24 protein-coding genes are annotated in these 22,399 nt (G+C 67.3%); 17 read left to right on the top strand and 7 right to left on the bottom strand.

The genetic code is table 11. The annotated features are described in order from the left end of the window. Window positions 1-17 precede the first annotated feature (17 nt). The gene (gene rpmH / locus CHRYSEO8AT_RS05980) at window positions 18-152 is read right to left on the bottom strand and encodes a 50S ribosomal protein L34 (RefSeq protein ID WP_003164000.1); all 135 of its coding nucleotides are present in this window, start codon (window positions 150-152) and stop codon (window positions 18-20) included. Between the two features lie 125 nt (window positions 153-277). Between rpmH and CHRYSEO8AT_RS05985 the strand changes: the two genes are divergently transcribed. Next, entirely contained in the window at window positions 278-1,027 is a 750-nt protein-coding gene (locus CHRYSEO8AT_RS05985) for a TVP38/TMEM64 family protein (RefSeq protein ID WP_159847680.1), read from the top strand. Further along, window positions 1,024-2,496, top strand: a complete 1,473-nt coding sequence (locus CHRYSEO8AT_RS05990; protein WP_159847683.1) for a sensor histidine kinase — start codon at window positions 1,024-1,026, stop codon at window positions 2,494-2,496. The genes CHRYSEO8AT_RS05985 and CHRYSEO8AT_RS05990 overlap by 4 nt, the downstream gene beginning before the upstream one ends. A 14-nt stretch (window positions 2,497-2,510) precedes the next feature. Here CHRYSEO8AT_RS05990 and CHRYSEO8AT_RS05995 read toward each other — a convergent pair whose 3' ends face one another. Next, window positions 2,511-2,774, bottom strand: coding sequence for a hypothetical protein (locus tag CHRYSEO8AT_RS05995; protein ID WP_159847686.1), 264 nt, complete (start codon window positions 2,772-2,774; stop codon window positions 2,511-2,513). Window positions 2,775-2,913: 139 nt separating this feature from the next. Between CHRYSEO8AT_RS05995 and CHRYSEO8AT_RS06000 the strand changes: the two genes are divergently transcribed. Continuing rightward, the gene (locus CHRYSEO8AT_RS06000) at window positions 2,914-3,414 is read left to right on the top strand and encodes a hypothetical protein (RefSeq protein ID WP_159847689.1); all 501 of its coding nucleotides are present in this window, start codon (window positions 2,914-2,916) and stop codon (window positions 3,412-3,414) included. Here the strand turns inward: CHRYSEO8AT_RS06000 and CHRYSEO8AT_RS06005 are convergent. From CHRYSEO8AT_RS06005 to CHRYSEO8AT_RS06015, 3 genes are all read right to left on the bottom strand, one after another. Then, window positions 3,411-4,046 (bottom strand): glutathione S-transferase family protein, encoded by a 636-nt coding sequence (locus CHRYSEO8AT_RS06005; protein ID WP_159847692.1) that lies wholly within the window; start codon window positions 4,044-4,046, stop codon window positions 3,411-3,413. The two genes, CHRYSEO8AT_RS06000 and CHRYSEO8AT_RS06005, sit on opposite strands and share 4 nt — an antisense overlap. Before the next feature lie 46 nt (window positions 4,047-4,092). Then, window positions 4,093-5,142 carry a ribonucleotide-diphosphate reductase subunit beta gene (locus CHRYSEO8AT_RS06010; RefSeq protein WP_159847695.1) on the bottom strand — a complete coding sequence of 350 codons (1,050 nt, stop codon included), beginning with the start codon at window positions 5,140-5,142 and terminating at the stop codon, window positions 4,093-4,095. Between the two features lie 183 nt (window positions 5,143-5,325). Further along, complete coding sequence (locus tag CHRYSEO8AT_RS06015; RefSeq protein ID WP_236547444.1) at window positions 5,326-7,452, bottom strand: response regulator; 2,127 nt, start codon at window positions 7,450-7,452, stop codon at window positions 5,326-5,328. Between the two features lie 130 nt (window positions 7,453-7,582). Here CHRYSEO8AT_RS06015 and CHRYSEO8AT_RS06020 point away from each other — a divergent pair, with 130 nt between their 5' ends. From CHRYSEO8AT_RS06020 to CHRYSEO8AT_RS06045, 6 genes are all read left to right on the top strand, one after another. Further along, window positions 7,583-8,371 carry a nucleotidyltransferase family protein gene (locus CHRYSEO8AT_RS06020; protein ID WP_159847701.1) on the top strand — a complete coding sequence of 263 codons (789 nt, stop codon included), beginning with the start codon at window positions 7,583-7,585 and terminating at the stop codon, window positions 8,369-8,371. A gap of 14 nt (window positions 8,372-8,385) precedes the next feature. Further along, entirely contained in the window at window positions 8,386-9,159 is a 774-nt protein-coding gene (locus CHRYSEO8AT_RS06025; RefSeq protein ID WP_201304372.1) for a metallophosphoesterase, read from the top strand. 80 nt (window positions 9,160-9,239) lie between these two features. After that, window positions 9,240-9,698, top strand: coding sequence for a translation initiation factor IF-2 (locus CHRYSEO8AT_RS06030; protein WP_159847704.1), 459 nt, complete (start codon window positions 9,240-9,242; stop codon window positions 9,696-9,698). A gap of 80 nt (window positions 9,699-9,778) precedes the next feature. Next, complete coding sequence (locus CHRYSEO8AT_RS06035) at window positions 9,779-10,363, top strand: hypothetical protein (RefSeq protein WP_159847707.1); 585 nt, start codon at window positions 9,779-9,781, stop codon at window positions 10,361-10,363. A 195-nt stretch (window positions 10,364-10,558) separates the two neighbouring features. Further along, a complete protein-coding gene (locus CHRYSEO8AT_RS06040) occupies window positions 10,559-11,191 on the top strand; it encodes a LysE family translocator (RefSeq protein ID WP_159847710.1) in 633 nt (210 codons plus the stop codon). 99 nt (window positions 11,192-11,290) lie between these two features. Further along, window positions 11,291-11,863: a hypothetical protein gene (locus tag CHRYSEO8AT_RS06045; protein WP_159847713.1), complete on the top strand. Its 573-nt coding sequence runs from the start codon at window positions 11,291-11,293 to the stop codon at window positions 11,861-11,863. 182 nt (window positions 11,864-12,045) lie between these two features. Here the strand turns inward: CHRYSEO8AT_RS06045 and CHRYSEO8AT_RS06050 are convergent, their stop codons facing one another. Next, window positions 12,046-12,813 (bottom strand): DUF6065 family protein, encoded by a 768-nt coding sequence (locus CHRYSEO8AT_RS06050; protein WP_236547445.1) that lies wholly within the window; start codon window positions 12,811-12,813, stop codon window positions 12,046-12,048. Window positions 12,814-12,850: 37 nt separating this feature from the next. On the opposite strand from CHRYSEO8AT_RS06050, the gene CHRYSEO8AT_RS06055 reads away from it, so the two are divergent. Continuing rightward, a complete protein-coding gene (locus tag CHRYSEO8AT_RS06055; RefSeq protein WP_159847719.1) occupies window positions 12,851-13,384 on the top strand; it encodes a prolyl-tRNA synthetase associated domain-containing protein in 534 nt (177 codons plus the stop codon). Here CHRYSEO8AT_RS06055 and CHRYSEO8AT_RS06060 read toward each other — a convergent pair. Then, a complete protein-coding gene (locus tag CHRYSEO8AT_RS06060) occupies window positions 13,381-14,115 on the bottom strand; it encodes a nuclear transport factor 2 family protein (protein ID WP_159847722.1) in 735 nt (244 codons plus the stop codon). The two genes, CHRYSEO8AT_RS06055 and CHRYSEO8AT_RS06060, sit on opposite strands and share 4 nt — an antisense overlap. A gap of 314 nt (window positions 14,116-14,429) precedes the next feature. On the opposite strand from CHRYSEO8AT_RS06060, the gene CHRYSEO8AT_RS06065 reads away from it, so the two are divergent. The 7 genes from CHRYSEO8AT_RS06065 to CHRYSEO8AT_RS06095 all read left to right on the top strand — a co-directional run bounded on the left by CHRYSEO8AT_RS06065 (window position 14,430) and on the right by CHRYSEO8AT_RS06095 (window position 22,396). After that, a complete protein-coding gene (locus CHRYSEO8AT_RS06065) occupies window positions 14,430-15,338 on the top strand; it encodes a co-chaperone YbbN (protein WP_159847725.1) in 909 nt (302 codons plus the stop codon). A gap of 54 nt (window positions 15,339-15,392) precedes the next feature. Continuing rightward, complete coding sequence (locus tag CHRYSEO8AT_RS06070; RefSeq protein ID WP_159847730.1) at window positions 15,393-16,049, top strand: LON peptidase substrate-binding domain-containing protein; 657 nt, start codon at window positions 15,393-15,395, stop codon at window positions 16,047-16,049. Between the two features lie 25 nt (window positions 16,050-16,074). Further along, window positions 16,075-16,269: a Trm112 family protein gene (locus tag CHRYSEO8AT_RS06075; RefSeq protein WP_159847733.1), complete on the top strand. Its 195-nt coding sequence runs from the start codon at window positions 16,075-16,077 to the stop codon at window positions 16,267-16,269. Window positions 16,270-16,353: 84 nt separating this feature from the next. After that, the gene (gshB, locus tag CHRYSEO8AT_RS06080; protein ID WP_159847736.1) at window positions 16,354-17,310 is read left to right on the top strand and encodes a glutathione synthase; all 957 of its coding nucleotides are present in this window, start codon (window positions 16,354-16,356) and stop codon (window positions 17,308-17,310) included. A 61-nt stretch (window positions 17,311-17,371) separates the two neighbouring features. Further along, on the top strand, window positions 17,372-18,988 hold the full coding sequence (locus tag CHRYSEO8AT_RS06085; protein ID WP_159847739.1) for a YifB family Mg chelatase-like AAA ATPase: 1,617 nt from the start codon (window positions 17,372-17,374) through the stop codon (window positions 18,986-18,988). 65 nt (window positions 18,989-19,053) lie between these two features. After that, entirely contained in the window at window positions 19,054-20,592 is a 1,539-nt protein-coding gene (locus CHRYSEO8AT_RS06090) for a response regulator (protein ID WP_159847742.1), read from the top strand. 43 nt (window positions 20,593-20,635) lie between these two features. After that, window positions 20,636-22,396 (top strand): MFS transporter, encoded by a 1,761-nt coding sequence (locus tag CHRYSEO8AT_RS06095; RefSeq protein ID WP_159847745.1) that lies wholly within the window; start codon window positions 20,636-20,638, stop codon window positions 22,394-22,396. The last annotated feature ends 3 nt before the right edge of the window (window positions 22,397-22,399 follow it).

The following is a 22,399-nucleotide window of genomic DNA, read 5'->3' on the forward strand; positions in this document are numbered from 1 at the left end:
CGGACGCTGAAAGCCGCTTACGCCGTCAGGCGCTTGCGGCCCTTGGCGCGACGGCGCGCAACAATCTTCTGGCCGTTCTTGGTGGCCATCCGGCTGCGGAAGCCGTGACGGCGCTTGCGCACGAGTCGCGACGGCTGATAGGTCCGCTTCACGGTCGGCTCCTGACGTTAAAGGTTGGGCGGCGGGGCAAGAGGCGTCCGTCGCAGGAAGGGCGGGCGTATAAGTCGCATGTCCGCGTGAGTCAACGCTCGGACGGCATTTCGGGACGATGAAACGGATGGCGAAACGAACGGCGAAGGAATGGGGCCTGCGGCTGCTGCCGCTCGTGGCCATCGCCGGTCTGGTGGTCGCCTTCTTCGCCTTGGGCTGGAACCGCTATCTGTCGATGGACCTGATCCGCGAGCACGGCCTGAACCTTCAGGCCTATGCGCGCGAACACTGGTGGATCGCGCTGGCCGCCTTCATCGCCGTCTACGCCCTGGCGACCGCCTCGACCATCCCTGGACCCGTCTTCCTGACCTTGCTGGGGGGCATGATGTTCGGGCCCTATGTCGGCGCCCTGGCCCAGGCGAGCGGGGCCACAATCGGCTCTGTCGTCATCTATTATGTGTACCGCACCTCCATCGGGACGTGGCTGCGCGCCAAGTTCGAGACCGACGCCGGTTTTATGGATCGGCTGGCCAAGGGCATCGATCGTAACGCCTTCACCACCCTGTTCACCCTGCGCGTGATCCCCAGCGTGCCCTTCGTCCTGGTCAACGCCACGGCGGGGATGATGGCGGTGCCGCTGCGGCCCTATGTGATCGCCACCTTCATCGGCCTGTTGCCCTCCACCTTCATCTACACCTGGATTGGATCGCAACTGGGCGACCTGCTGCGCGCCGGCGTGCGGCCGGACCTGCCCATGCTGCTGCATCAGTTCTTCTGGCCCCTGATGGGCGTGGTCTTCCTGTCCCTGCTGCTGCCCATCGGCATCAAGCTGTTCCAGATGGTCCGCGCGCGGCGTAACGCGGGCGCGCCCGCATGAGCGCCCTGTTCGACCGGATCGCCACGCGGCTGAACCTGACGCCCGAACAGGCGACCCTGTGGCGCGAACGCCTGACGCCGCGCGCACCTGATGGTCTGTCGGCACGGCTGCTGCTGCTGACGGTCGCCTTCACCCTGGCGGTCGAGGCGCTGATCATGGGGCCGAACCTGGCGGCCTTCCACGAGCGCTGGCTGCGCGACCGGCTCCAGGCCGCCGAACTGGCCTCGGTGGGCGTCGAGGCCCTGCCCTATAGCGCGGTCGAGGACGACACGGCCGCCGAGCTGATGCGGATTGGCGGGGTCCAGGCGGTGGCCCTGACGGAACAGGGTGTGCGTCGGCTGCTGCTCCAGGCCCCCAACCTGCCCCGTGCGCCTGAACTGATCGATTTGCGGCGCCAGGACAGCTGGGGGCGGCTGACCGACCCCTGGCGCACCCTTTTCGGCCACCCCGACCGCTCGCTGCGGGTCCAGGCCAAGCCGCGTTATCGCTCTGGCGACTTCATCGAGATCGTCACCCCGGCCCAGCCGTTGAAACTGGAGCTGAAGACCTTCCTGCTGAACAGCCTGATCGTGTCCCTGCTGGTGTCGGTGACGGCGGGCGCCCTGCTGTATGGCGGTCTCGCGCTTCTGGTGCTGCGTCCCCTGCGCCGTGTCACCCGCTCAATGGAGCGGTTCGCCGCCGATCCCGAAAGCGAAGCCGAGGCGCCGTCGGATCGGCACGACGAAATCGGTCGGGTCGAGCGCGAGCTGAGCCGGATGCAGGAAGAGGTGCGCCATTCGTTGCGCTCGCGCGCCCGTCTGGTGGCGCTGGGCGAGGCGGTGGCCAAGATCAACCACGACCTGCGTAACATGCTGACCTCGGCCCAGATGGCGTCGGAACGGCTGGCGACCTCGGCCGACCCCCAGGTGGCCAAGGCCCTGCCCCGGCTGGAGCGCGCGTTGAGTCGCGCCGCCAACCTGTCGCGCAATGTGCTGGAATACGGCCGCAGCGAAGAGCCCGCCGCCCAGAAGACGCGCGTGGTCCTGACCAAGGCCCTGACCCTGGCGGCCGAGGATGCGGGGCTGGAGCCGGACGGCGTAGCGCTGATCAAGCAACTGCCGCCGCGCTTCGCCGTCGAGGCCGACGCCGATCAGTTGTACCGGATCCTGGTCAATCTGATGCGCAACGCCCGTCAGGCCATCGAGGCCGATCCGGGCCGGCCGGCCGAGCGCCGCGGCAAGGGCGCGATCACCGTCAGCGCCTTCGGCCAGGACGGTTTCTGCGTGGTCCGCATCGCGGACGACGGCCCCGGCATCCCGCCGCGTTTAGCCGAACGCCTGTTCGAACCCTTCGTCAGCTCCAAGAGCTCCGAAGGCACCGGCCTGGGCCTGACCATCTCGCGCGAACTGGCCGCCCTGAACGGCGGGGATCTCCGCCTGGTCGAGTCCGACGGCGCAGGCGCGACCTTCGAACTGCGCCTGCCGGGTTGAAGGCTTAGGCGGCCTTATTCCAGTCCGTCGTCCGACACCACGAACGGCCGGTTTTCGGCCTTGGCCTGGGCCGCCAGCTCGTCCTGGACCAGGTGCCAGCGCCGCAGCCGTTCGTAGTCGATGGCGTGTTCCGGCGAGGCGTCCAGCCAGTGGCGGAAATCCTCGATCTGCAGCCGGGCGTCCGAGGCGGCGGCATCCGGCAGGGCCGGGACGTTCGGCAACTGACGCGCGACATCGGCGGGGATGGGGAAGTCACCGGACGAGGTGCTGAGGATCATCAAGTCTTCTCGCGTGCGGAAACGGTTGAGGAGGAACCGACCATGCCGTGAAGCTGGGTCTTGCGCCACCTTTTCGTGGCTGCGGCGTTGTGCTGCGTGGCGGCTTATGGCCAAGCTCAAGCCCTCAGGAGACAAGCCCATGATCGTTCGCCCTTCCCTTTGCGCCGTCATGCTGGCGGCTGTGGCGCTGGCCGGACCGGTCCAGGCGCAGGCGGCCCCGACCGCCCCCTATGCCTCGCCCGATCCCTATCGCGATCAACGCGCCCTGCCCGATCCGGCGGATCCGAACAGCCGCGACGCCCTGTTGAGGGCCCGGGGAGAGGCCTACCACCGCGCGAGCGACGATCAACAGACGGAAGAGGAGTTGCGCACCACTCGCGCCCTGAACGACGAGATCGCGGCCCAGAACGTCCTGGCCGACAAGGCCGACGAAGCCGCCCGTCTGGACTATGACGCCGCCCTGGCCCGTCATCAGATCGAGGTGCGCCAGACCGAGGAACAGGCTCGCGCCGCCGCCCTGGCTACCCGTGAGGCCCAGGATCAGTACGACCGCGACTACGCCGCCTGGCAGGAACAGGTGCGGCTGTGCCGGTCCGGCGTCCGCTCGGCCTGCGGGACGCCGGCGCCGTTGGGACGCTAGGTCTCGCTCGCCTTCGACTCGGCGATCAGGGCGTCGTCGATCGCTCGCGCACGGACGGCTGCCGGACGCGCCGCAATCCGCTCGGCATAGGCCTGGAAGGCCGGTCGGGCGGGCAGGCTCTTGAACATCAGGCCCCAGGCGATCTGGCTGCCGACATAGACGTCGGCGGCGGTGAACCGCTCGCCCAGCAGCCACGGGCTCTTGTCCAGCGCGTGCTCCAGGCCATCGACGACCTGATCGAACGAACCATAGCCGACCATGGCGGCTTTTTCGGCAGGCGGCAGTTGTCCGAGCGATTTGGCGGTCACCGCCGCCTCGACAGGGCCGGCGGCGAAGAACATCCAGCGGTAATAGGGGCCCCGCAGCGGGTCATCCGTAGCGGGGGCCAGACCGGCGTCGGGGAAGGCGTCGGCCAGATAGGCGCAGATGGCGGCGCATTCGGTTACGACGATCCCGCGATGGGTGATCGCCGGCACCTTGCCCATCGGATTGATCGCCAGATAGTCCGCAGCCTTCATCGCCGCATAATCGACCACGACGGTGCGATACGGCTGACCGACCTCCTCCAGCATCCAGCGGACGATCCGCCCGCGAGACATGGGGTTGGTGTAGAAGACGATCTCGTCGGTCATGGCGCTCTCCCTTTCGGGAGAGCCTACGCCCGAAAGGGGTTGAGCGTCAGCCCGCGACCAGGCTCATGTCACGACGCGCCATCATGCGGTCGAACTCGGTCCAGACACCCTCGACGCCGTGCCAGTCGCCCTGCGTCGCGGCCTTGGAATATTCGGTCGCGCGCGCCTCGAAGAAGTTGGCGTGCTCGACGCCCGACAACAGCGATTGCAGCCAGGGCAGCGGGTTTTCCTTCACCCCGTAGACTTCCGGCAGCTTGAGCTGACGCAGGCGCCAATCGGCGATGAATCGGATATATTGCTTGATGTCCTCGGGCGTCATGCCCTGGACCGAACCCATTTCGAAGGCCAGGTCGATGAACCGGTCTTCCATGGTCACCACGGTCTTGCAGCAGTCGACGATGTCGTCGGCGACCGACTTGGTGACCGCGCCCGTCTCCTGGTTGAAGGCGTGGTACAGTTTGATGATGCCCTCGCAGTGCAGGCTCTCGTCGCGCACCGACCAGGACACGATCTGGCCCATGCCCTTCATCTTGTTCTGGCGCGGGAAGTTCATCAGCATGGCGAAGCTGGCGAACAGCTGCACGCCCTCCGAGAACCCGCCGAACATGGCCAGCGTCCGGCAGATGTCGGCGTCGGTATCGACCCCGAACTGGCCCATGAAGTCATGCTTGTCGCGCATCGCCTCATATTCCATGAAGGCGCCGAACTCGCTCTCGGGCATGCCGATGGTTTCGAGCAGCAGGGCGTAGGCCGCGATATGGATGGTCTCCATATTGCCGAAGGCGGCCAGCATCATCTTCACCTCGGTCGGTTTGAAGACCCGGCCGTAGCGCTCCATGTAGTTGTCCTGAACCTCGATGTCCGCCTGGGTGAAGAAGCGGAAGATCTGGGTCAGCAGGTTGCGTTCCCCGTCATTCAGGGTCGAGGCCCAGTCCTTGACGTCCTCGCCCAGCGGCACCTCTTCGGGCATCCAGTGGACCTGCTGCTGCTTCTTCCACATGTCGAACGCCCACGGATAGCGGAACGGCTTGTAGGCGGCGGAAGGGGTCAGCAGGCCGGCGGCGCCGGGACGGATGATCGGGGTGATGGCGTTCATCGAACTGGACCTGAAGCGATTCCGAAGAGGCGTTCACCATGCGACTCTCGAACCCCGGCGCCAAGTCGAATTTGGTCTATGTTGCGTCACATTTTCTGACAGACGCTATATCTGGTAGATTTGCCTCAGGATTCTGGGGAGGGAGCTGGGGACGATTTCGTATCCTCCAGCCACGCTTGCGCCTCAGGCGGCCTGGGCGTCGACCTGGCGTTCGGCGACCGTGTCGAACACGGCTTCGATCGCGGCGTAGAGTTTGGCCTGGGTGACGGGCTTGGCCAGATGGCCGTCCATGCCGGCGGCGATGCAGCGGGCGGCGTCCTCGGGCATGGCTTCGGCGGTGACGGCCAGGACCGGCACGTCACGCAGAGGGGCGTCCAGGGCGCGAATGGCGCGAGTGGCGGCGATCCCGTCCATTACCGGCATCCGCACATCCATCAGGACCAGGTCGAAGGACTGGACCGCCAGCACCGCCAGCGCCTGTTCGCCGTCCGCCGCCTCTGCGGTCTCGCAATCGGCGGCCTGGAGCATGATCCGCAGCAGGTCGCGATTGGCCGGATGATCGTCGACGATCAGGATGCGTGTGCGGCGGCTGTGCAGCGGCACGCTTTCCTCGCCCTCGACCGCCTCGACCACCGGCGCGGGGATCGTCAGGGTGAAGGTCGAGCCGCCCCATTGCGTGCTTTCGACCACGACAGCGCCGCCCAGGCAGGCGATGTGGTTCTTGGCCAGGGCCAGGCCGACGCCGGCGCCTTCGTGGGCACGGCTGGTGGTGGCGTCGCCCTGTTCGAACAGACCGAAGACGCCGGCGCGGGTCTGCTCATCCATGCCGCAGCCAGTGTCGGAAACGACGATGGACAGGCCGTCTTCGACCCGATCAACGACGACGGACACGCCGCCGCGCCCGGTGAATTTGACAGCGTTGTTCACCAGGTGATGCACGGACTGACGCAGACGCCGGGCGTCGATCATCACCTGGCCCTCGGCCTCGGGCGCGATGGTCAGGGCGAACTCCAGCCCCTTGATGGCGGCCCATTCGCGAGAGGGCGCGATCGCCTCGTCGATCATCTGGCGCACATCGCTGGCCTTGGGCGTCACCTCGGCCCCACCGCGCGACACCTCCAGCAGATCCTCGACCAGACGCAGCATGGTCTCGCCGCAATGCCGCACCGCATCGACCTGGCGCAGGCCCTCTTCGTCCATGCACGCGCGCCGCGACAACAGATCCGCATAGCCGGTGATGCCGGTCAGGGGGGTGCGCATCTCGTGGCTCATCATGGCCAGGAAACGACCCTTGGCGGCGCGGGCGGTCTCGGCGCGGTGACGTGCGGACACGGCCGCCTCCGTGCGCGCCTTCAGCCGCTCGACCAGGCGACGGCGCTCGGTGGACAGGGTGGTGATGGGCAAGGCCGTGGCGACCACGCACAGCAGGAACAGATGAAAGACGTTCATCTGGCGCATCACGGCAGGCACGGCCTCCAGAACGGGATCCGGCGTCAGATGGGTCAGGACGATCGGCCCATGACCGCCCAGCGTCGCGACCCCGCCGATCGCAGCGACCATCACCACCGCGCCCGCCGTCGTCGGGGGACACAGGCGGAAGGCCAGCAGGATCAAGGGCGGGAAGATCGCAAACATGATCGGCGCCGAGGACTGGGAGAAGACCCACAGGCTGACGCCCCCGACCAAAACCAGCAGAGCGGCGGCTTCGGTCAACGTCGCCTGGGCGTCCTCGCGGAAACGGTGGTTGCGGGCCAGCAGCAACAGGGACGGCGTGACGATCATCATCGCCAGCATCTCCATGTCGAACAGGTGGTGCATGCGGAAGCCCAGCGTGCCCGGCACCTTCCAGCTGATCAGGATGGCGACACCGCCCGCCAGCAGGGTGCTGAGGAGGACCGCAGGCGCGGCGGCGCAGACGGCGAACCGGAACAGGCGCCAGGGCCGGCGCATATCCAGCGCGGCGCCGCAGAAGCGACGCGCCAAAAGGACGGCGACGACCACCTGGGTCATGTTCAGGGCGACATTGGTGAACATCATCACGACGGGGCCGCCCCGCACGACGTTGCCGATCAGATTGATCCCGGCGCAAGCCACCATGACGGCGATGGCTGGGCGACGATGAAGTTGCAGGACGGCGGCCAGAAGCACGGCATTGGCGGGCCACAGGACGGTGGCGCCGAAGGTGTTCATGCTCCACTGCCCCACCGCCAGGCACAGGACGAACAGCGCGACATAGGCGTAAGGGGGCGGTCCTGCCGCCCTGCCGGCTTCATGGCGGAAGAACCGCCAGCGCCCGCCTTCTGCGTTCACCCACTTCAATCCCATGACCGAACAGTGACATTCAGGAGTTAAGGATCCCGTAGCGGCCGGACTAGGTAGTAATGCGGAACCGCCGTTCAGCGTCGCCGTTTCCTTGCCCTCGCAGGAAAGGCCCGAACCGATGTCAGACGTGATCGCCGAACCGACGTTCGAACCGCCTGCGGACGCCCTGGCCTTTTATGAGGAAAGCCTGCGCCTGCTGAAGGAAAGCGGCATCCCCTTCCTGCTGTCGGGCACCTATGCGGTGACGGCCTATACGGGCATCCGCCGTCCGACCAAGGACCTGGATGTCTTCTGCAAGCCCGGCGACTATCCCCGCATCCTGGCCTTCTTCCAGAAGCACGGCTACCGGACCGACGTCGAGGACGAGCGCTGGATCGCCAAGGTATGGAAGGACGAGAAACACTTCTTCGACGTCATCTTCGCCATGTCCAACGGCACCATCGCCGTGTCCGACAGCTGGTTCAGCGAGGACCGGATCACCGTCTATGGCCATCAGGTCCAGATCACCCCGCCCACGGCCCTGATCCTGTCCAAGGTCTTCATCCAGGACCGCTATCGCTATGACGGCGCCGACGTGAACCACGTCATCCTGAAACAGTCCGACGCCATCGACTGGAAAAGCCTGCTGGATCAGATGGACCTCTATTGGGAGGTGCTGGCGGCGCATCTGCTGAACTTCCGCTTCGCCTATCCGACCGAGCGCGACCGCATCCCGCGCTGGCTGATGGAAGAGCTGGTCGAGCGGCTGACGGCCCAGATCGACCTGCCGGCGCCGCGCGTTAGGGTGTGTCGCGGCCGCCTGTTCAGTCCGCGCGACTATGTCGCCGATGTCGCCGAATGGGGCTTTGGCGACGTGGTGGGCAAGGGGCTGGAGGAACGCCACGACCCCGTCAACCTCGGCCACTGAGAGGACCGGCCGCCATGACCGATTCCACCCCCGACCCGCAGACCACCCAGCCCGGCCTGGAGCCTGGCCCCGCCAAGAAGATGCGCGTCGCCGCCGTCGGCGACCTGCATGTTGGCGAAGCCACCGAGCATGCCTATCGCGACCTGTTCGAACGGGTGTCGGACGATGCGGACGTGCTGTGCCTGTGCGGCGACCTGACCAACTACGGCAAGACGCCCGAGGTCGAGCGGCTGCTGGAAGACCTGAAGCTGTGCACGATTCCAATGGTCGGCGTGCTGGGCAATCACGAGCATGAATGCGGCCAGCCCGAGCATGTGACCAAGATGCTGACCGACGCCGGGGTCAGGATGCTGACCGGCGAGGCCTATGAGATCGACGGCGTCGGCTTCGCCGGCGGCAAGGGGTTCGTCGGCGGCTTTGGTCGCTACATGCTCAGTTCGTTCGGCGAGGCCTCGGTCAAGCGGTTCGTGCAGGAGGCGGTCGAGGACGCCAATCTGATCGAGAACTCGATCCGCATGCTGCGCACCGAACGCTCGGTGGTGCTCTTGCACTATGCGCCCGTCGTCGAGACGGTGATGGGCGAACCGCCCGAGATCCACGCCTTCCTGGGATCCTCGCGCTTGGCCGAGACCATCGATCGCTACGACAACGTCAGCCTGGTCGTCCACGGCCACGCCCATCGCGGCGGGCCGGAGGGCCGCACCAACAAGGGGGTGCCGGTCTTTAACGTCGCCCTACCGGTGCTGCGGACCTTGGGCGACACCCCCTATCGGGTCTTTGAAATCTGATCCGAGTGTAAGAGTGTGGCGTCCAAGGCGGGTACATAGCCTTTTCTCTGGTCGCGCAGCGGCCTGTTTCGGAGTTTCCCATGCGTCTTCTGTCTTCCGTCGCGGCCGTCGCCGCCCTGGCCCTGACCACCCCGGCCTTCGCCGCGGGCCAAACCCCAGCGCCCGAGGCGGCGCCCGCCCCTGCCGCAGCCCCCGCACCGGCTGAAGACGCGGACAGCCCGGAAGCGGCTGCGTTCGAAGCCAAGGGCGAGGCCTTCGGCGAGAAGATGGAGACCATGTCCAACGAAATGCAAGCCGCCGCCGCCCAACCCGACAAGGCCAAGGCCAAGACCGATCTCGACGCCCTCCAGGCGCGCTATCAGCCTGAAGTCGATGCCTTCGCCGCCGAGCTGCAGGCCTTCGCGACGGGGCAAGGTGCCCCGGCGGATCAGATGGCCATCGCCGCCACACAGATCAAATCGATTCCGGCCATGGTTCGCACCAAGGTCGAAGAAGCCGCCGCTGCGCCCGCTGCTGCAGCACCCGCCCAACCGCAGTAAGCCGAGCCTTACCGCGATTTCACTTGAGGCAGGGCGGCGCAGGGTCGAGTTTGCACGGGTCATTTAACGGGAGCCCTCCCATGATCCGCCTGCTCAGCCTGACCGCCGCCCTGGCGATCCTGCCCCTGTCCTCCGCCATGGCCCAGGACGGGACGCCCGCCCCTGAATCCGCCGAAGCCCGGCTGGAAATCGCCTCCAACGCCTTCGAGGCCCGGATGGAGGCGTTCGGCAAACGCGCCGAGGCCATTTCCGAAGACCGGAGCCTGAGCGAGGCCGTGCGCGGCCAGCGCATCGCCGCCCTGTGGGCCGAATATGCCCCCGACGTCGCCGCCTTCACCGCCGAGACGACGAAACACGCCACGGAAATGGCGGCCGAAGCCTTGAAGGACATCGATGTCGACGCCCTGATCGCCGACGCCATGAACGACCCCGACGTCAAACAGGCGATCGAGGACGGCATGCACAAGGGCGTCGTCACCGCGAACGGCATCGCCCAGAACAGCGCCTGGACCAATCCAACCCCCGAGCAGATGGAAACCTACAGCCTGGTCGCCCAATACGCTCTGGACCAGGCCGCCGCCGATGTCGTTGACGTCGGCGTCGAAGCGCCCGAAGCGCCCGAGCCGCCGCAAACGCCCGAAGCTCCGGAACGTCCGACGGCTTAACACCGCCGTCTCCTCCCCACTCGTGGGGAGGGGGACCGCGAAGCGGTGGAGGGGCTCTTGAAGTCCCACCGACGCTTGCGATGCGGTGAGAACCCCTCCGTCACGGCGCTGAAGACGCGCCCCGTCTCCTCGCATGACATGGGGAGGAGACGGAGGTCCTTGACCGCGCCGACCTAAGCAGCGACATCGCGCCGCATGCCCGCCCTGCCCGTCGATCCGCACCTCTATTCGACCTTCCTCGGCGTGATGGCGGTGATGGCGATCACGCCGGGCCCGGCCAATCTGTTCGCGGTCGCCACCGGCGTCGAAAAAGGGCGGGCCTCGGCCCTCGTCGGGGTCGTGGGCATGAATGCGGCGACTTTGGTTTGGTTCGGCGCGGCGGCCCTGGGTCTGGGCGCCCTGGTCAAGGCCTTCCCCGCCGCCTTCAGGGTCATCGCCGTCCTGGGCGCCCTCTATGTCGCCTGGCTGGGGATCAAGGCCCTGCGCGGCGCCTTCGCCACCGCCGCCCAGCCGGACCATGTCGTGGTCAAGAAGGGGCGCAGCGCCTTGGTCGACGGGTTCGCCGTCCAGATCGCCAACCCCAAGGCCATCCTGTTCTTCACCGCCGTCCTGCCGCCGTTCGTGGACGTGAACCGGCCGGTCGCGCCGCAGATGGCGATGTTCGCCGTCGCCGCCATCGGCATGGATATGCTGTCGATGAGCACCTACGCCCTGTCCGGCGCGGCCCTGTCGCGTCGCATGCAGCAGCCCCGGTTCAAGCGGGGATTCGGCGTCTTCGTCGGCCTCCTTCTGATGACGGCGGCGGGGCTTATCGTCCTCAGGCTCTAGACGCCGCGACGCTTCGTCCTAGATTGATCGGGAACGCCGCCGTTCATGCTCCGTTCAGCCGTCAGAGCGCCCGAATGGGCGATCAAGGAGTTTGATGTCATGAAAGCCCTCCCCTTAAAGACCCTGGCCATGACCATGGCCGCCGGTCTTGCGCTGGCCGCCTGCGCCACCGCCACCCCCTACCAGCCCGCAGGCCTCAACGGCCAGCGCGGCGGCTATGTCGAACAGCGTCTGGAAAACGACCGTTTCCGGGTCAGCTTCTCCGGCAACTCGCTGACCTCGCGCGAGCAGGTCGAGCAGTCGCTGCTGCTGCGTTCGGCCGAACTGACGGTCGAGAGCGGTTACGACTGGTTCGCCACCGTCAACCGCGCCACCGACCGCGACACCCGCTTCGTCGGCACGCCCGATCCGTTCTATTCAGGCTACAACCGCTTCTACAGCCCCTATTGGGGTCCGTCGTGGCGCTACTATCGCAGCGGTTTCTGGAGCCCGTGGGACCGTTACGGTCCGTGGGGCGCCAACGACTTCGACGTTCGTCAGGTCGATCGTTTCGAGGCCAACGCCGAGATCGTGATGGGCCGCGGACCCAAGCCCGCTGGCGATCCCAACGCCTTCGACGCCCGCGAGGTGGTCCAGAACCTTGGCCCGCAGGTCACGCGACCGGCGGCGTAAACGCGTCGTCTCCTCCCTGTTCGCGCAGCGAATGGGGAGGGGGACCGCCGGCGAAGCCGGTGGTGGAGGGGCTCTTGAAGCCTCCCAAACATTTGGAGACGGAGAGAGCCCCTCCGTCACGGCGTCAAGAGCGCCGCGCCACCTCCCCATCGCTCCGCGATAGGGAGGAGACATTCAAAACATTACCCGACCCGCGGCGACTTCAGCCGGCGCTTGTTCGAGTGGGTGGCCGGCGCCGCGCCCAAATCTTCCGGCACCTCGCCCTTGAAGTAGTAGCGCTGCCAAGCCTCCTTGGCCGCATCGGGATCGCCGCCGGCGAGACGTTGGTTGAAGTCGGTGCGGGCGCGGTTCCAGGCCTCGAACTGGCCCTTCATCACCGGGTTAGATTCCAGGGTGCGGATGATCGGCTGGAACTGCTCGACCTTCTTGTGCTCGATCAGATTGATGAAGCAGAAGGGCTCGCCCTTCTCGAACGTGATCCGGCCCGGCCGGGTGAAAATCCAGTTCATCGTGAAGGGGAAGGGCAGCCAGTCGGTCTCGATCAGGCCGACCAGGGGCTGGATTCCGTCCTTCACATGGTTGGGCGACCCCGAGCACATCATCCCCCAGCCCGGCGGCGTGCGGAACAGATACTGGGGATGCATGGTCAGGACGCCGCGCGAGAAGTGCGAGGTGACGAAATGGTCCAGATCGTGCTGGGGCCGGTCCGGCGTGATGACGATGTCTTCCTGACGCGGGCCGCCGTTCCACTCGGCCGAGAAGCCGAACGGGCACAAAATCTCCCACCCCGTGGTGTTGGCCATGTTCAGCGGCAAACAGCGATAGGGGTGGCGACTGATGAAGGCGTCCATCCAGTTGCGCGACTGGCGACCGGGCACCAGATCCGGCGGCCGGGCCGTCATCGGATAGCATTCCAGTTCCAGCGGGCGCGTCTGCACGGTATCGACCATGATCATTTCCTAACGCCCGAAACCCGACGGCTCAACCATGACTGACGAACCCGCTGCCACTCCGGCGTTCGACCGCGAGACATTGACCGTCTGGCTGACCGCGAACGGCGTGGATCACGTCACCCACGACCACCCGGCCGTCTTCCGCGTCGAGGAGGGGCTGGACCTCAAGGCCGACCTGCCCGGCGCCCACACTAAGAACCTGTTCCTGAAAGACCACAAAGGCCGCCTCTGGCTGATCTCCGCCCGCCAGGACACAGTCATCGACCTGAAGCGCGCGGCGGGGGCGATGGGATCAGGCCGGCTGTCGTTCGGCAACGAGACCCTGATGTGGGAGACGCTAGGCGTCCGCCCCGGCTCCGTCACGGCGCTGGGCCTGATCAACGACATCGACCGCCACGTGACCTTCGTCCTGGACCGCCGCCTGTGGGACGCCGACATCGTCAACTTCCACCCCCTGACCAATACGGCGACGACGGCGCTGGATCAGAGAGCGTTCCGGCGGGTGCTGTCGCTGTTGACACGCGAGCCAGTGTTGGTGGATTTCGAGGCTCTGACCTCAAGCGTCTAGCGCTGCATTTGCGCCGTCGTCACCGCTTGGCCACCATCGAAGATCGTGACCTCGTCGCCATTGAAGGCGAACTGAATATCCCGGTCCGTCGCGGCGAAACGCGCCTCGCTGACCGGAAAGAGGACCAGCGACAGACCGCCGGACTGCATTCGCAAGCCGCGCCCCTCGACCGACAGGGTCACGTCGCCGAAATCCGGCGACCGATACCGACCGGCGAATGATGGCAGGCGCGTCGCGTCGAACGCCGCATCGACGGGCGGCGGTGCATAGGGCGGCGGGCCGTGATCGTAGCTGACCACCCGAGCCATCCGCCATCGCCCGTCTTCCCGGCGCCAGACATCGGCGAACCGGGCGCGGGCGCTGATATGCTCGGCCTTGCCGTCCTGCCGGACGTAGAACTGATGATCCCCGACGAGGAAGATATTGCGGTCCGCCAGCGGATAGGCCTGGACCGTGCCCTGGACGACTTCGCGGCGCAGATGCTGGCCCGCCGTCCCGCACGGCCCGCTCATCAGCGAGGCGACGATCGCGTCGCGTCCGCGCGTCAGGCCGGTGATGTCGTGATAGAATTCTGCGTCCTCGGTGAAGGCTGCCGCCATCCGATCCCGGTCGCAGTCATTATAGGCGGCCCAGAAGGCCTCGTCGGCCTGCTCCACCTCGGCCGCTGGGGTCGGGGGAGCCTCAGCCCCGCCCGCCAGGGCTGCCGCAAGGACCGCTGCGATGATGATCATGTCTTCTCACTCGAAACGATCCTGAACTCAGGCTCAAAGGACAGGAGGCGTCGAGCGGCCCGAACGGATGCAACGCCGCCCACATTCTCTTGACGCCACCGACCGCTTGAACCCCGCGACCGATGCCCCATCTCGGAAACCACGGCCGATCAGCAGGGGAGCGAGCGGTGATTTCAGACGATTCAGACGAATTAGACTCTGTTTTCTGCGCCCCCCGTCTGAAATCCCGGCGCGACCCTATCGCCGCTTGATGCCGACGCATCCCGACGCCATCTGAACCGTTGATCCTGACTGACGCTGCACGGACTTCGCCCATGACTTTGCTCGATCCGACCCTGACCCCCGGCCACTCTGGCGACGACCTGATCAAGGAAGGCACCGACGCCTCCTTCATGACGGACGTGATTGAGGCGTCAAAGCATCAGCCTGTGATCGTGGACTTCTGGGCCACCTGGTGCGGGCCGTGCCGGACCCTGGGGCCGGCGCTTGAGAAGGGCGTGCGCGCCGCCAAGGGGGCGGTGAAGATGGTCAAGATTGATGTGGACGCCAATCCGGCCTATGCGGGTCAGCTGCGGGTGCAGTCGATCCCCACGGTCTACGCCTTCGTCGATGGCCAGCCCGTGGACGGCTTCCAGGGCGCGATCCCCGACAGCCAGATCAAGGCCTTCATCGACAAGCTGACCGGCGGCCAGGGCGGATCCACCGAGACGGCGCAACTGCTGGAGCTGGGTGAGGAATCTCTCGGCCTGAACGACTTCGGCGGCGCGGCCCAGGCCTTCGCCCATGTCCTGTCGATCGAACCCGAGAACGAAAAGGCCATCGCCGGCATGGCGCGGGTCTATCTGGGCGGCGGCGACCACGAACAGGCGCTGCAGACCATCGCCATGGCGCCGCAGGACTCCAAGGAGCCGACGGTCCAAAGCGTGCGCGCCCAACTGGCCCTGGCGGCGAAAGCCCCGTCAGGCGTTTCGACCGAGCTGGAGGCCAAGGTGGCGGCCGATCCGAACGATCACCAGGCCCGGTTCGACCTCGCCGAAGCCCAGAGCGCGGCCGGCGACTTCCAGGGCGCGGTCGACAATCTGCTGCACATCATCAAGGCCGACCGCGAGTGGAACGAACAGGCGGCGCGCAAGCAGCTGCTGGTCATCTTCGAAGCGGCGGGCGTCAGTTCCGACGTGGCCAAGGACGGACGGCGCCGGCTGTCGTCGATCCTGTTTTCATAAGCGCGAAACCACCGGCCTCAAGTAGCCCGAAGGGCGATAGGCCAAGGAGAAAAGATGCCGCAAGGTTACGTCCGCGCACTCGATCTGCCGCAGGTGATCCCGGTGTTCCCGCTGGGCGGGACCATCCTGCTGCCGCGTGGGCAACTGCCGCTGAACATCTTCGAGCCGCGCTATCTCAACATGGTGGACGACGCCATGGCCGGGGATCGGATCATCGGCCTGGTCCAGCCCAATGGCGGAACCCCGGCGCTGCCCAGCCTGTCGCCGATCGGGTGCGCCGGCCGGATCACCAGCTTCGCCGAGACGTCCGATGGCCGGTATCTGATCACGCTTACCGGGGTGTCGCGGTTCCGCATCGCCGCCGAAATGCCGTCCAAGGCGCCCTATCGCCAGATCCGCGCCGCCTTCGAGGCCTATGAATCCGACCTGGCGTCTCCGCCGGAAGAACCGGATTTCGACCGCGAGGCCTTCCTGGACGCCCTGCGCGCCTACATGGCCCACCGCCTTCTGGACATCGACTGGGAGACGGCCGAGAGCGCGCCGATGGAGGCCTTGGTCAACAGCCTGTCGATGGCCCTGCCGTTCGAGCCGGCCGAAAAACAAGCGCTGCTGGAGGCCATGGGCCTGATGCCCCGCGCCGAGGCCCTGACCGCCCTGCTGCGCATCGACGCCGCCGACGCCGGTGACGACGCCGCGCCGTCTATGCAATAAGCGGCCACGCTTTCAGGAAACCGCCATGAGTGATGCTTTTAACACCCCTGTTTCGGTCGATCCGCGCCTGCTTGAAGTGCTGGTCTGCCCCGTCACGCGCGGCAAGCTGACCTACGACCGCGACGCCAACGAACTGATCTCGGCCGGCGCCAAGCTGGCCTATCCGATCCGCGAGGGCGTGCCGATCATGCTGACCGAGGAAGCGCGTCAGCTGGACTAGGGCGCTCCAACCCCCACCCCCGAACCTTACCGGCCCGAAGCACCTGACGGGCCTCAAGTAGCGCGAAGCGCGATAGGCCCAAGCATGACCCTCAAAATCGCCATCCAGATGGACCCGATCGAGGCCGTCGACATCGCCGGGGACACCACCTTCCTGATGGCCGAGACGGCCCAGGCGCGCGGGCACAAACAGTGGGTCTATGACTTCCGCACCCTGGCGCTGGAGGAGGGCCGCCTCTACTGCCGCGCCCGGCCGATCACCGTGCGCCGCGAGGTGGGAAACCACGTCAGCTTCGGCGACTGGGAGACGCTGGATTTAGCCGAGGACGTGGACGTCATCCTGATGCGTCAGGATCCACCCTTCGACATGGCCTATGTCACCGCCACCTATCTGCTGGAGACGGTCCACCCCCGGACCCTGGTGGTCAACGACCCGGCCCAGGTGCGTTCGGCGCCCGAAAAGCTGATGGTCACGGCCTTCCCCGGCCTGCAGCCGCCGACGCTGATCTCCGCCGATCCCGTCGCCCTGACCGCCTTCCACAAGAAGCACGGCGAGGTGGTTCTGAAACCGCTGCACGGCAACGGCGGCTCGGGCGTGATCAAGCTGCGCGCCGACGATCCCAATCTGGACGCCCTGATCGAGATCCACGCCGCAGGCAGCCGCGACCCGCTGGTGATCCAGAAGTTCATTCCCGCCGTCTCCAAGGGCGACAAGCGGATCATCCTGATCGACGGCGAGCCGGTCGGCGCCATCAACCGCGTCCCGGCGGCCGGCGCCGTGCGTTCAAACCTGCACGTCGGCGGCACCGCCATGCCGGTCGAACTGACGCCGCGCGATTTGGAAATCTGCAAGGCCATCGGCCCGACGCTGAAGGAACGCGGCCTGATCTTCGTCGGCATCGACGTGATTGGGGACTATCTGACCGAGATCAACGTCACCTCCCCCACCGGCGCCCAGCAGTTGAAGACCTTCACCGGCATCGACGCCACCGCCTTGATGTGGGACGCCATCGAAGCCCGCCGCGCCGCACAGGTTGCATGACCGCCACTTGAATTAGATTTCGGTTCATGGTTCGTTCTTTCGTGGGAAGCGGGAGGACGTCATGGTCGCACGGGTTGTCACGGTCGCCTTCGATGGGGTGGAGGCCCGGCGCGTGGACGTCGAGGTCCAGCTGGTCGGTCAGAACCGCGAGACGGTCTTCACCATCGTCGGCCTGCCTGACAAGGCGGTGGCCGAAAGCCGCGAGCGGGTACGCGGCGCCTTTTCCGGCATCGGCCTGGCCCTGCCGGCGGCGCGGATCATCGCCAATCTGGCCCCCGCCGACCTGCCGAAGGAGGGCAGCCATTTCGACCTGCCCCTCGCCCTCGCTCTGATGGCGGCCATGGGGGTGATTGCGCCCGACGCACTAGACGGCTGGGCCGCCATCGGGGAGCTGGGACTGGACGGACAGATCGCACGCGTCGGCGGCGCCCTGCCGGCCGCTGTCGCCGCCGACGCCATGGGCCTGGGTTTGATCTGTCCCGAGGCGACAGGACCGGAGGCGGCCTGGGCCGGCGGCGCGCGCATCCTGGCCCCGCGCTCGCTGATCGGCTTGGTCAATCATTTCAAGGGAACCCAGGTGCTGCGCGCGCCAGAGCCCGGCCCACTGGCCAGCGGCAAGGCCGTGCCGGACCTCCGCGAAGTCAAGGGCCAGGAGAGCGCCAAGCGCGCGCTGGAGATCGCGGCGGCCGGCGGCCACAACCTGCTGTTCATCGGCCCGCCGGGATCGGGCAAGTCGATGATGGCGCAACGCCTGCCGGGCCTCTTGCCGCCCCTGACCTCGCAGGAGCTGCTGGAGACCTCGATGGTCTGGTCGGTCGCCGGCCTGATCGAGCGTGGCGCTTTGACCAGGGACCGGCCGTTTAGAAGCCCGCACCACTCGGCCTCGATGGCGGCCCTGACCGGCGGCGGTCATCGCGCCAAGCCGGGCGAGGCGTCGCTGGCGCACAATGGCGTGCTTTTCCTGGACGAACTGCCGGAATACAGCGCCCAGGCGCTGGATTCGCTGCGGGCGCCGCTGGAGACGGGCGAGATCGTGGTGGCCCGCGCTAACGCCCATGTCCGCTATCCGGCGCGGTTCCAGCTGGTGGCGGCGATGAACCCGTGCCGCTGCGGCATGGGCGGGGCCGGACGCGGGGCTTGCGGCAAGGCTCCACGCTGTCAGCGCGACTATCAGAACCGGGTGTCGGGTCCGATGTTCGACCGGATCGACCTAACGGTGGAGACCCCGCCCGTCACCGCCGCGGACATGGCCCTGCCGCCGCCCGCCGAGGGCACGGCCGAGGCCCGGGCGCGCGTCGCGACCGCCCGCGCCATGCAGGAGGATCGGGTGCGCGAGGCGGGACTGGAGCCAGCCCAGGGCCTGAACGCTCGCGCCTCTGGCGATACGCTGGACCGGTTCGCCACCCCGGACGAGGCGGGTCGGATGCTGTTGATGCGGGCGGGCGAGGCCGGAGGCCTGACGGCGCGCGGCTGGACCCGCACCCTGCGTCTGGCGCGCACCATCGCCGATCTGGACGGCTGCACCGGCGTGCTGCGTCGCCACATCGCCGAGGCCTTGATCTATCGCCGCAACACCGTCGGGGCCGAGGCGGATTTCGACCGACGCGTGGCGTCTCGCGATACGGCCTTCGGAATGCGCGAGGACGACGGAGAACAGGCGCCCTTCCTTCATTCGTGACCGCTGCGGGATGGAGGGATCCTTAACCCGCAGCCGTTAGGGTCCGCGCGAACGGGGAAGCGACCATGGCGCGACGCACGGCGACGAAGCGGATCGAGGACGAGGCTGTTCAGCCTGTCGATCCCGCCCAGCAGTTCCTGCGGCTGATGAGCCACGAGATGCGCACGCCGCTGAACGGCGTGATCGGCATGATCAACCTGCTGCAACGGACGCGGCTGGACGGCGCCCAGCGCGCCTATGCCGAGAACGCCCGCCAATCGGCCGAACACCTGTTGGGCCTGGTCAACGACCTGCTGGACTTCGCGCGGCTGGAGGCCGGGGCGCTGGAGTTCGACCTAGCGCCCGTCGATCTGGAAGGGCTGGTGCGCGGCGTCGCCGAACTGCTCAGCCCACGCGCCCATGACAAGGGTCTGGAGATCGTCTGGTCGGTCGCCGCCGACGCGCCCGATGTCCTGGCCGACGAAGGACGGTTGCGCCAGGTGCTGTTCAACCTCGCCGGCAATGCGGTGAAGTTCACCGAGACCGGCGGCGTGCGGATCACGGTCGAGCGCGCCGGCGGCAGTGCGGCCCGCCCGCGCCTGGCCTTCCTGGTCGACGACACGGGGCCCGGCGTCGCGCCCGAAGCCCGCGCGCGCATCTTCGAGGAGTTCGGTCACGCCGATTCCTCCGACGCCGTGCGCCATGACGGCGCCGGCCTGGGGCTGGCGGTCGTGCGCAAACTGGCCGCCGCCATGGAGGGTTCGGTGCGGGTCGAGGATCGGCCCGATGACGGCACATCCGGCAGGGGCGCCCGCTTCCGCTTCGAAGCCGCCTTCGCCGCCGTCGCCGTGGCGCGCGACAAGCCGTTGCGGAACCATACGGTCGCGGTGCGCTCGCCCGACCCATTCGTCCTGTCCGCCGCCAGCGCCCAGATCGAGGCTTCGGGCGGCGCGGTGACGGATCAGGCGCCGGTGACGCTGGTCGATCATGCGGGTGTCGCCGTCGGCGCCTTGGCCGCCTTGCCTGCAACCGGTCGCGGCATCGTCCTGCTGAAACCGTCCGAGCGCGATCTGATCGCGCGCTATCGGTCGGCCGGCTTCCACGGCTATCTGATCAAACCCCTGCGTCGCGCCTCTTTGGCAGAGCGCGTTTTGGCGGCCATCGGCGCCGAGACCAGCGACAGAAGCACCACCCCCGTCGCGGCCCATGTCGAGGACGACCGCGTCTCGCCCGTTCAGTTCGCCGGCATTCGCGTCCTTCTGGCCGAGGACAATCCCGTCGGCGCGCTTCTAGCCCGCACCCTGCTGCGCCGCGAGGGCTGCACCGTCGAGACCGCCGCCACCGGCGACGAGGCCGTCGCGGCCCTGAAACGCGCACGCTACGACGTGGTCTTCATGGACATGCGGATGCCCGGCATGGACGGCCCCGCCGCCGCCCGCGCCATCCGCGCCGGGGGCGATACGACGCCCATCCTGGCCCTGACCGCCAACGCCTTCGCCGAGGACCGTCGCGCCTGTCTGGAGGCCGGCATGGACGACCATATCGTCAAGCCGTTGGACGCCGACGCCCTGCGCGCCGCCCTGGCCCGCTGGACGAAGCGCGACATCCGCGCCAAGGTCGGCTGAGTTACAGGCGCCCGCGTTTCCGGCCGCCGCGCCGGAGCCGTGCATGACCGACCAAGCCACCCCCGCCGCCACCGGCAAACCCGCCGGACGTTTCGGCGGCCTCGCCGTCTATGGCGAGCGCCGCGTCTTCATCATGCTGCTGCTGGGGTTTTCGGCGGGCCTGCCGAACCTGCTGATCTTCGACACCCTGTCGGCCTGGCTGCGCGAGAGCGGCCAGACGCTTGAAGTGATCGGCTTCTTCGCCCTGGCCACGCTCAGCTATTCGTTGAAGTTCGTCTGGGCGCCGCTGGTGGACCGCACAGCCATTCCCTTTTTGACGCCACTGCTGGGCCATCGCCGGTCATGGATGCTGGTGACGCAGGCCGTGGTCGTCTTCGGTCTGTGGTCGATCTCGGGCCTGAACCCGTCGAATGCGCTGGTGGCCATCGCCCTTTTCGCCACCCTGGTCGGCTTCTTCGGCGCGACCCAGGATATCGTCATCGACGCCTGGAGGATCGAGGCGGCGGACGACAGCCGCCACGGCGCCATGGCCGCCGCCTATCAGATGGGATACCGCGTCGCCATGATCGTGGCCGGGGCCGTGCCGCTGGTGCTGGCCGATCTCTATAACTGGAACGTCTCCTATGCGGTGATGGCCGCCCTGATGGGGTTCGGCATCGCCGGCGTCCTGTTCGCCCCGCGTGAGAAGGCCCACTCCATCCGCGCCATTCCGGTGGGCGACACACCGTCGCGTCCCAAGCTGGAAGTGCTTGAGTGGATCGCCCGCCTGATCGTGATCGCCGCCGCCGCCATGGTGGTGGGTTCGGGCCTGACGGCGCAGGCGGGGCCGCTGAACGGATTGCTGGGCCTATTCGGCCTGGGCGCAGACGGCCAGACAGCCATCGCCGACGCCTGGGCCGCCAAGCCGGGCGGCGTCTATCTGCAGGTCGTCGCGGTATTCGCGGGCTTGGCGCTTCTGGTCCTGGCCTGTTGGCCCATTCCGGGGGTGAGGACCAGGCCGGGAGCTTATCTTGCGGGCTCGTTCGGCGAGCCGCTGGCGGATTTCTACAGGCGATTTTCGGGGGTGGCGACGCTGATCCTGGCGCTGATCTGCGTCTATCGCCTGGCCGATTTCGTGCTGAACATCATGAACCCTTTCTATCTGGACCTGGGGTTCTCGAAGACCGAGCTGGCCGAGGTCCGCAAGGTGTTCGGGGTCATCATGACCACTCTGGGCGTAATCATCGGCGGCTGGTCGGTGGCCAAGCTGGGGCTGATCCGAACCATGGTGATCGGCGCCTTCATGAGCCCAATGTCGAACCTGGTCTTCGCCTGGCTGGCCACCCAGGGGCCCAGCATTCCGGCCCTGACAATCGCCATCGGGGTGGACAATATCGCCACCGGCTACGCCGGCACGGCCCTAATCGCCTATATGTCCAGCCTGACGTCGATTGGTTTCACCGCGACCCAGTACGCCCTGTTCAGTTCGCTGTACGCCCTGCCCGGCAAGCTGATCGCGTCGCAATCCGGTCGGATCGTCGAGGCCTCGGCCCGCGCGGCCGAGGGGACAGGACCGTTCGCCGGCCTGCGATCCCTGTTTGACCGCCTGCCGGAAGGCTCGCTGGCGGCGGGCGCGGCGACCAGCGGCGTGACCCCCGCCGCGCTGGGAGCGGGCTACGTCGTCTTCTTCCTCTATTCGACGATCATCGGCGTGTTCGCCATCGTCCTGGCCTTTGTCGTGGCCAGCAAACAGACCGCGCTTCAGGCACGCCAGAAGGTCGAACAGGACGCCGCCGTCGCCGCGCCCGAGGGTCAGCCGTCCTGACGC

The organism is Brevundimonas sp. G8 (genome assembly GCF_902506205.1).
GTDB lineage: Bacteria > Pseudomonadota > Alphaproteobacteria > Caulobacterales > Caulobacteraceae > Brevundimonas.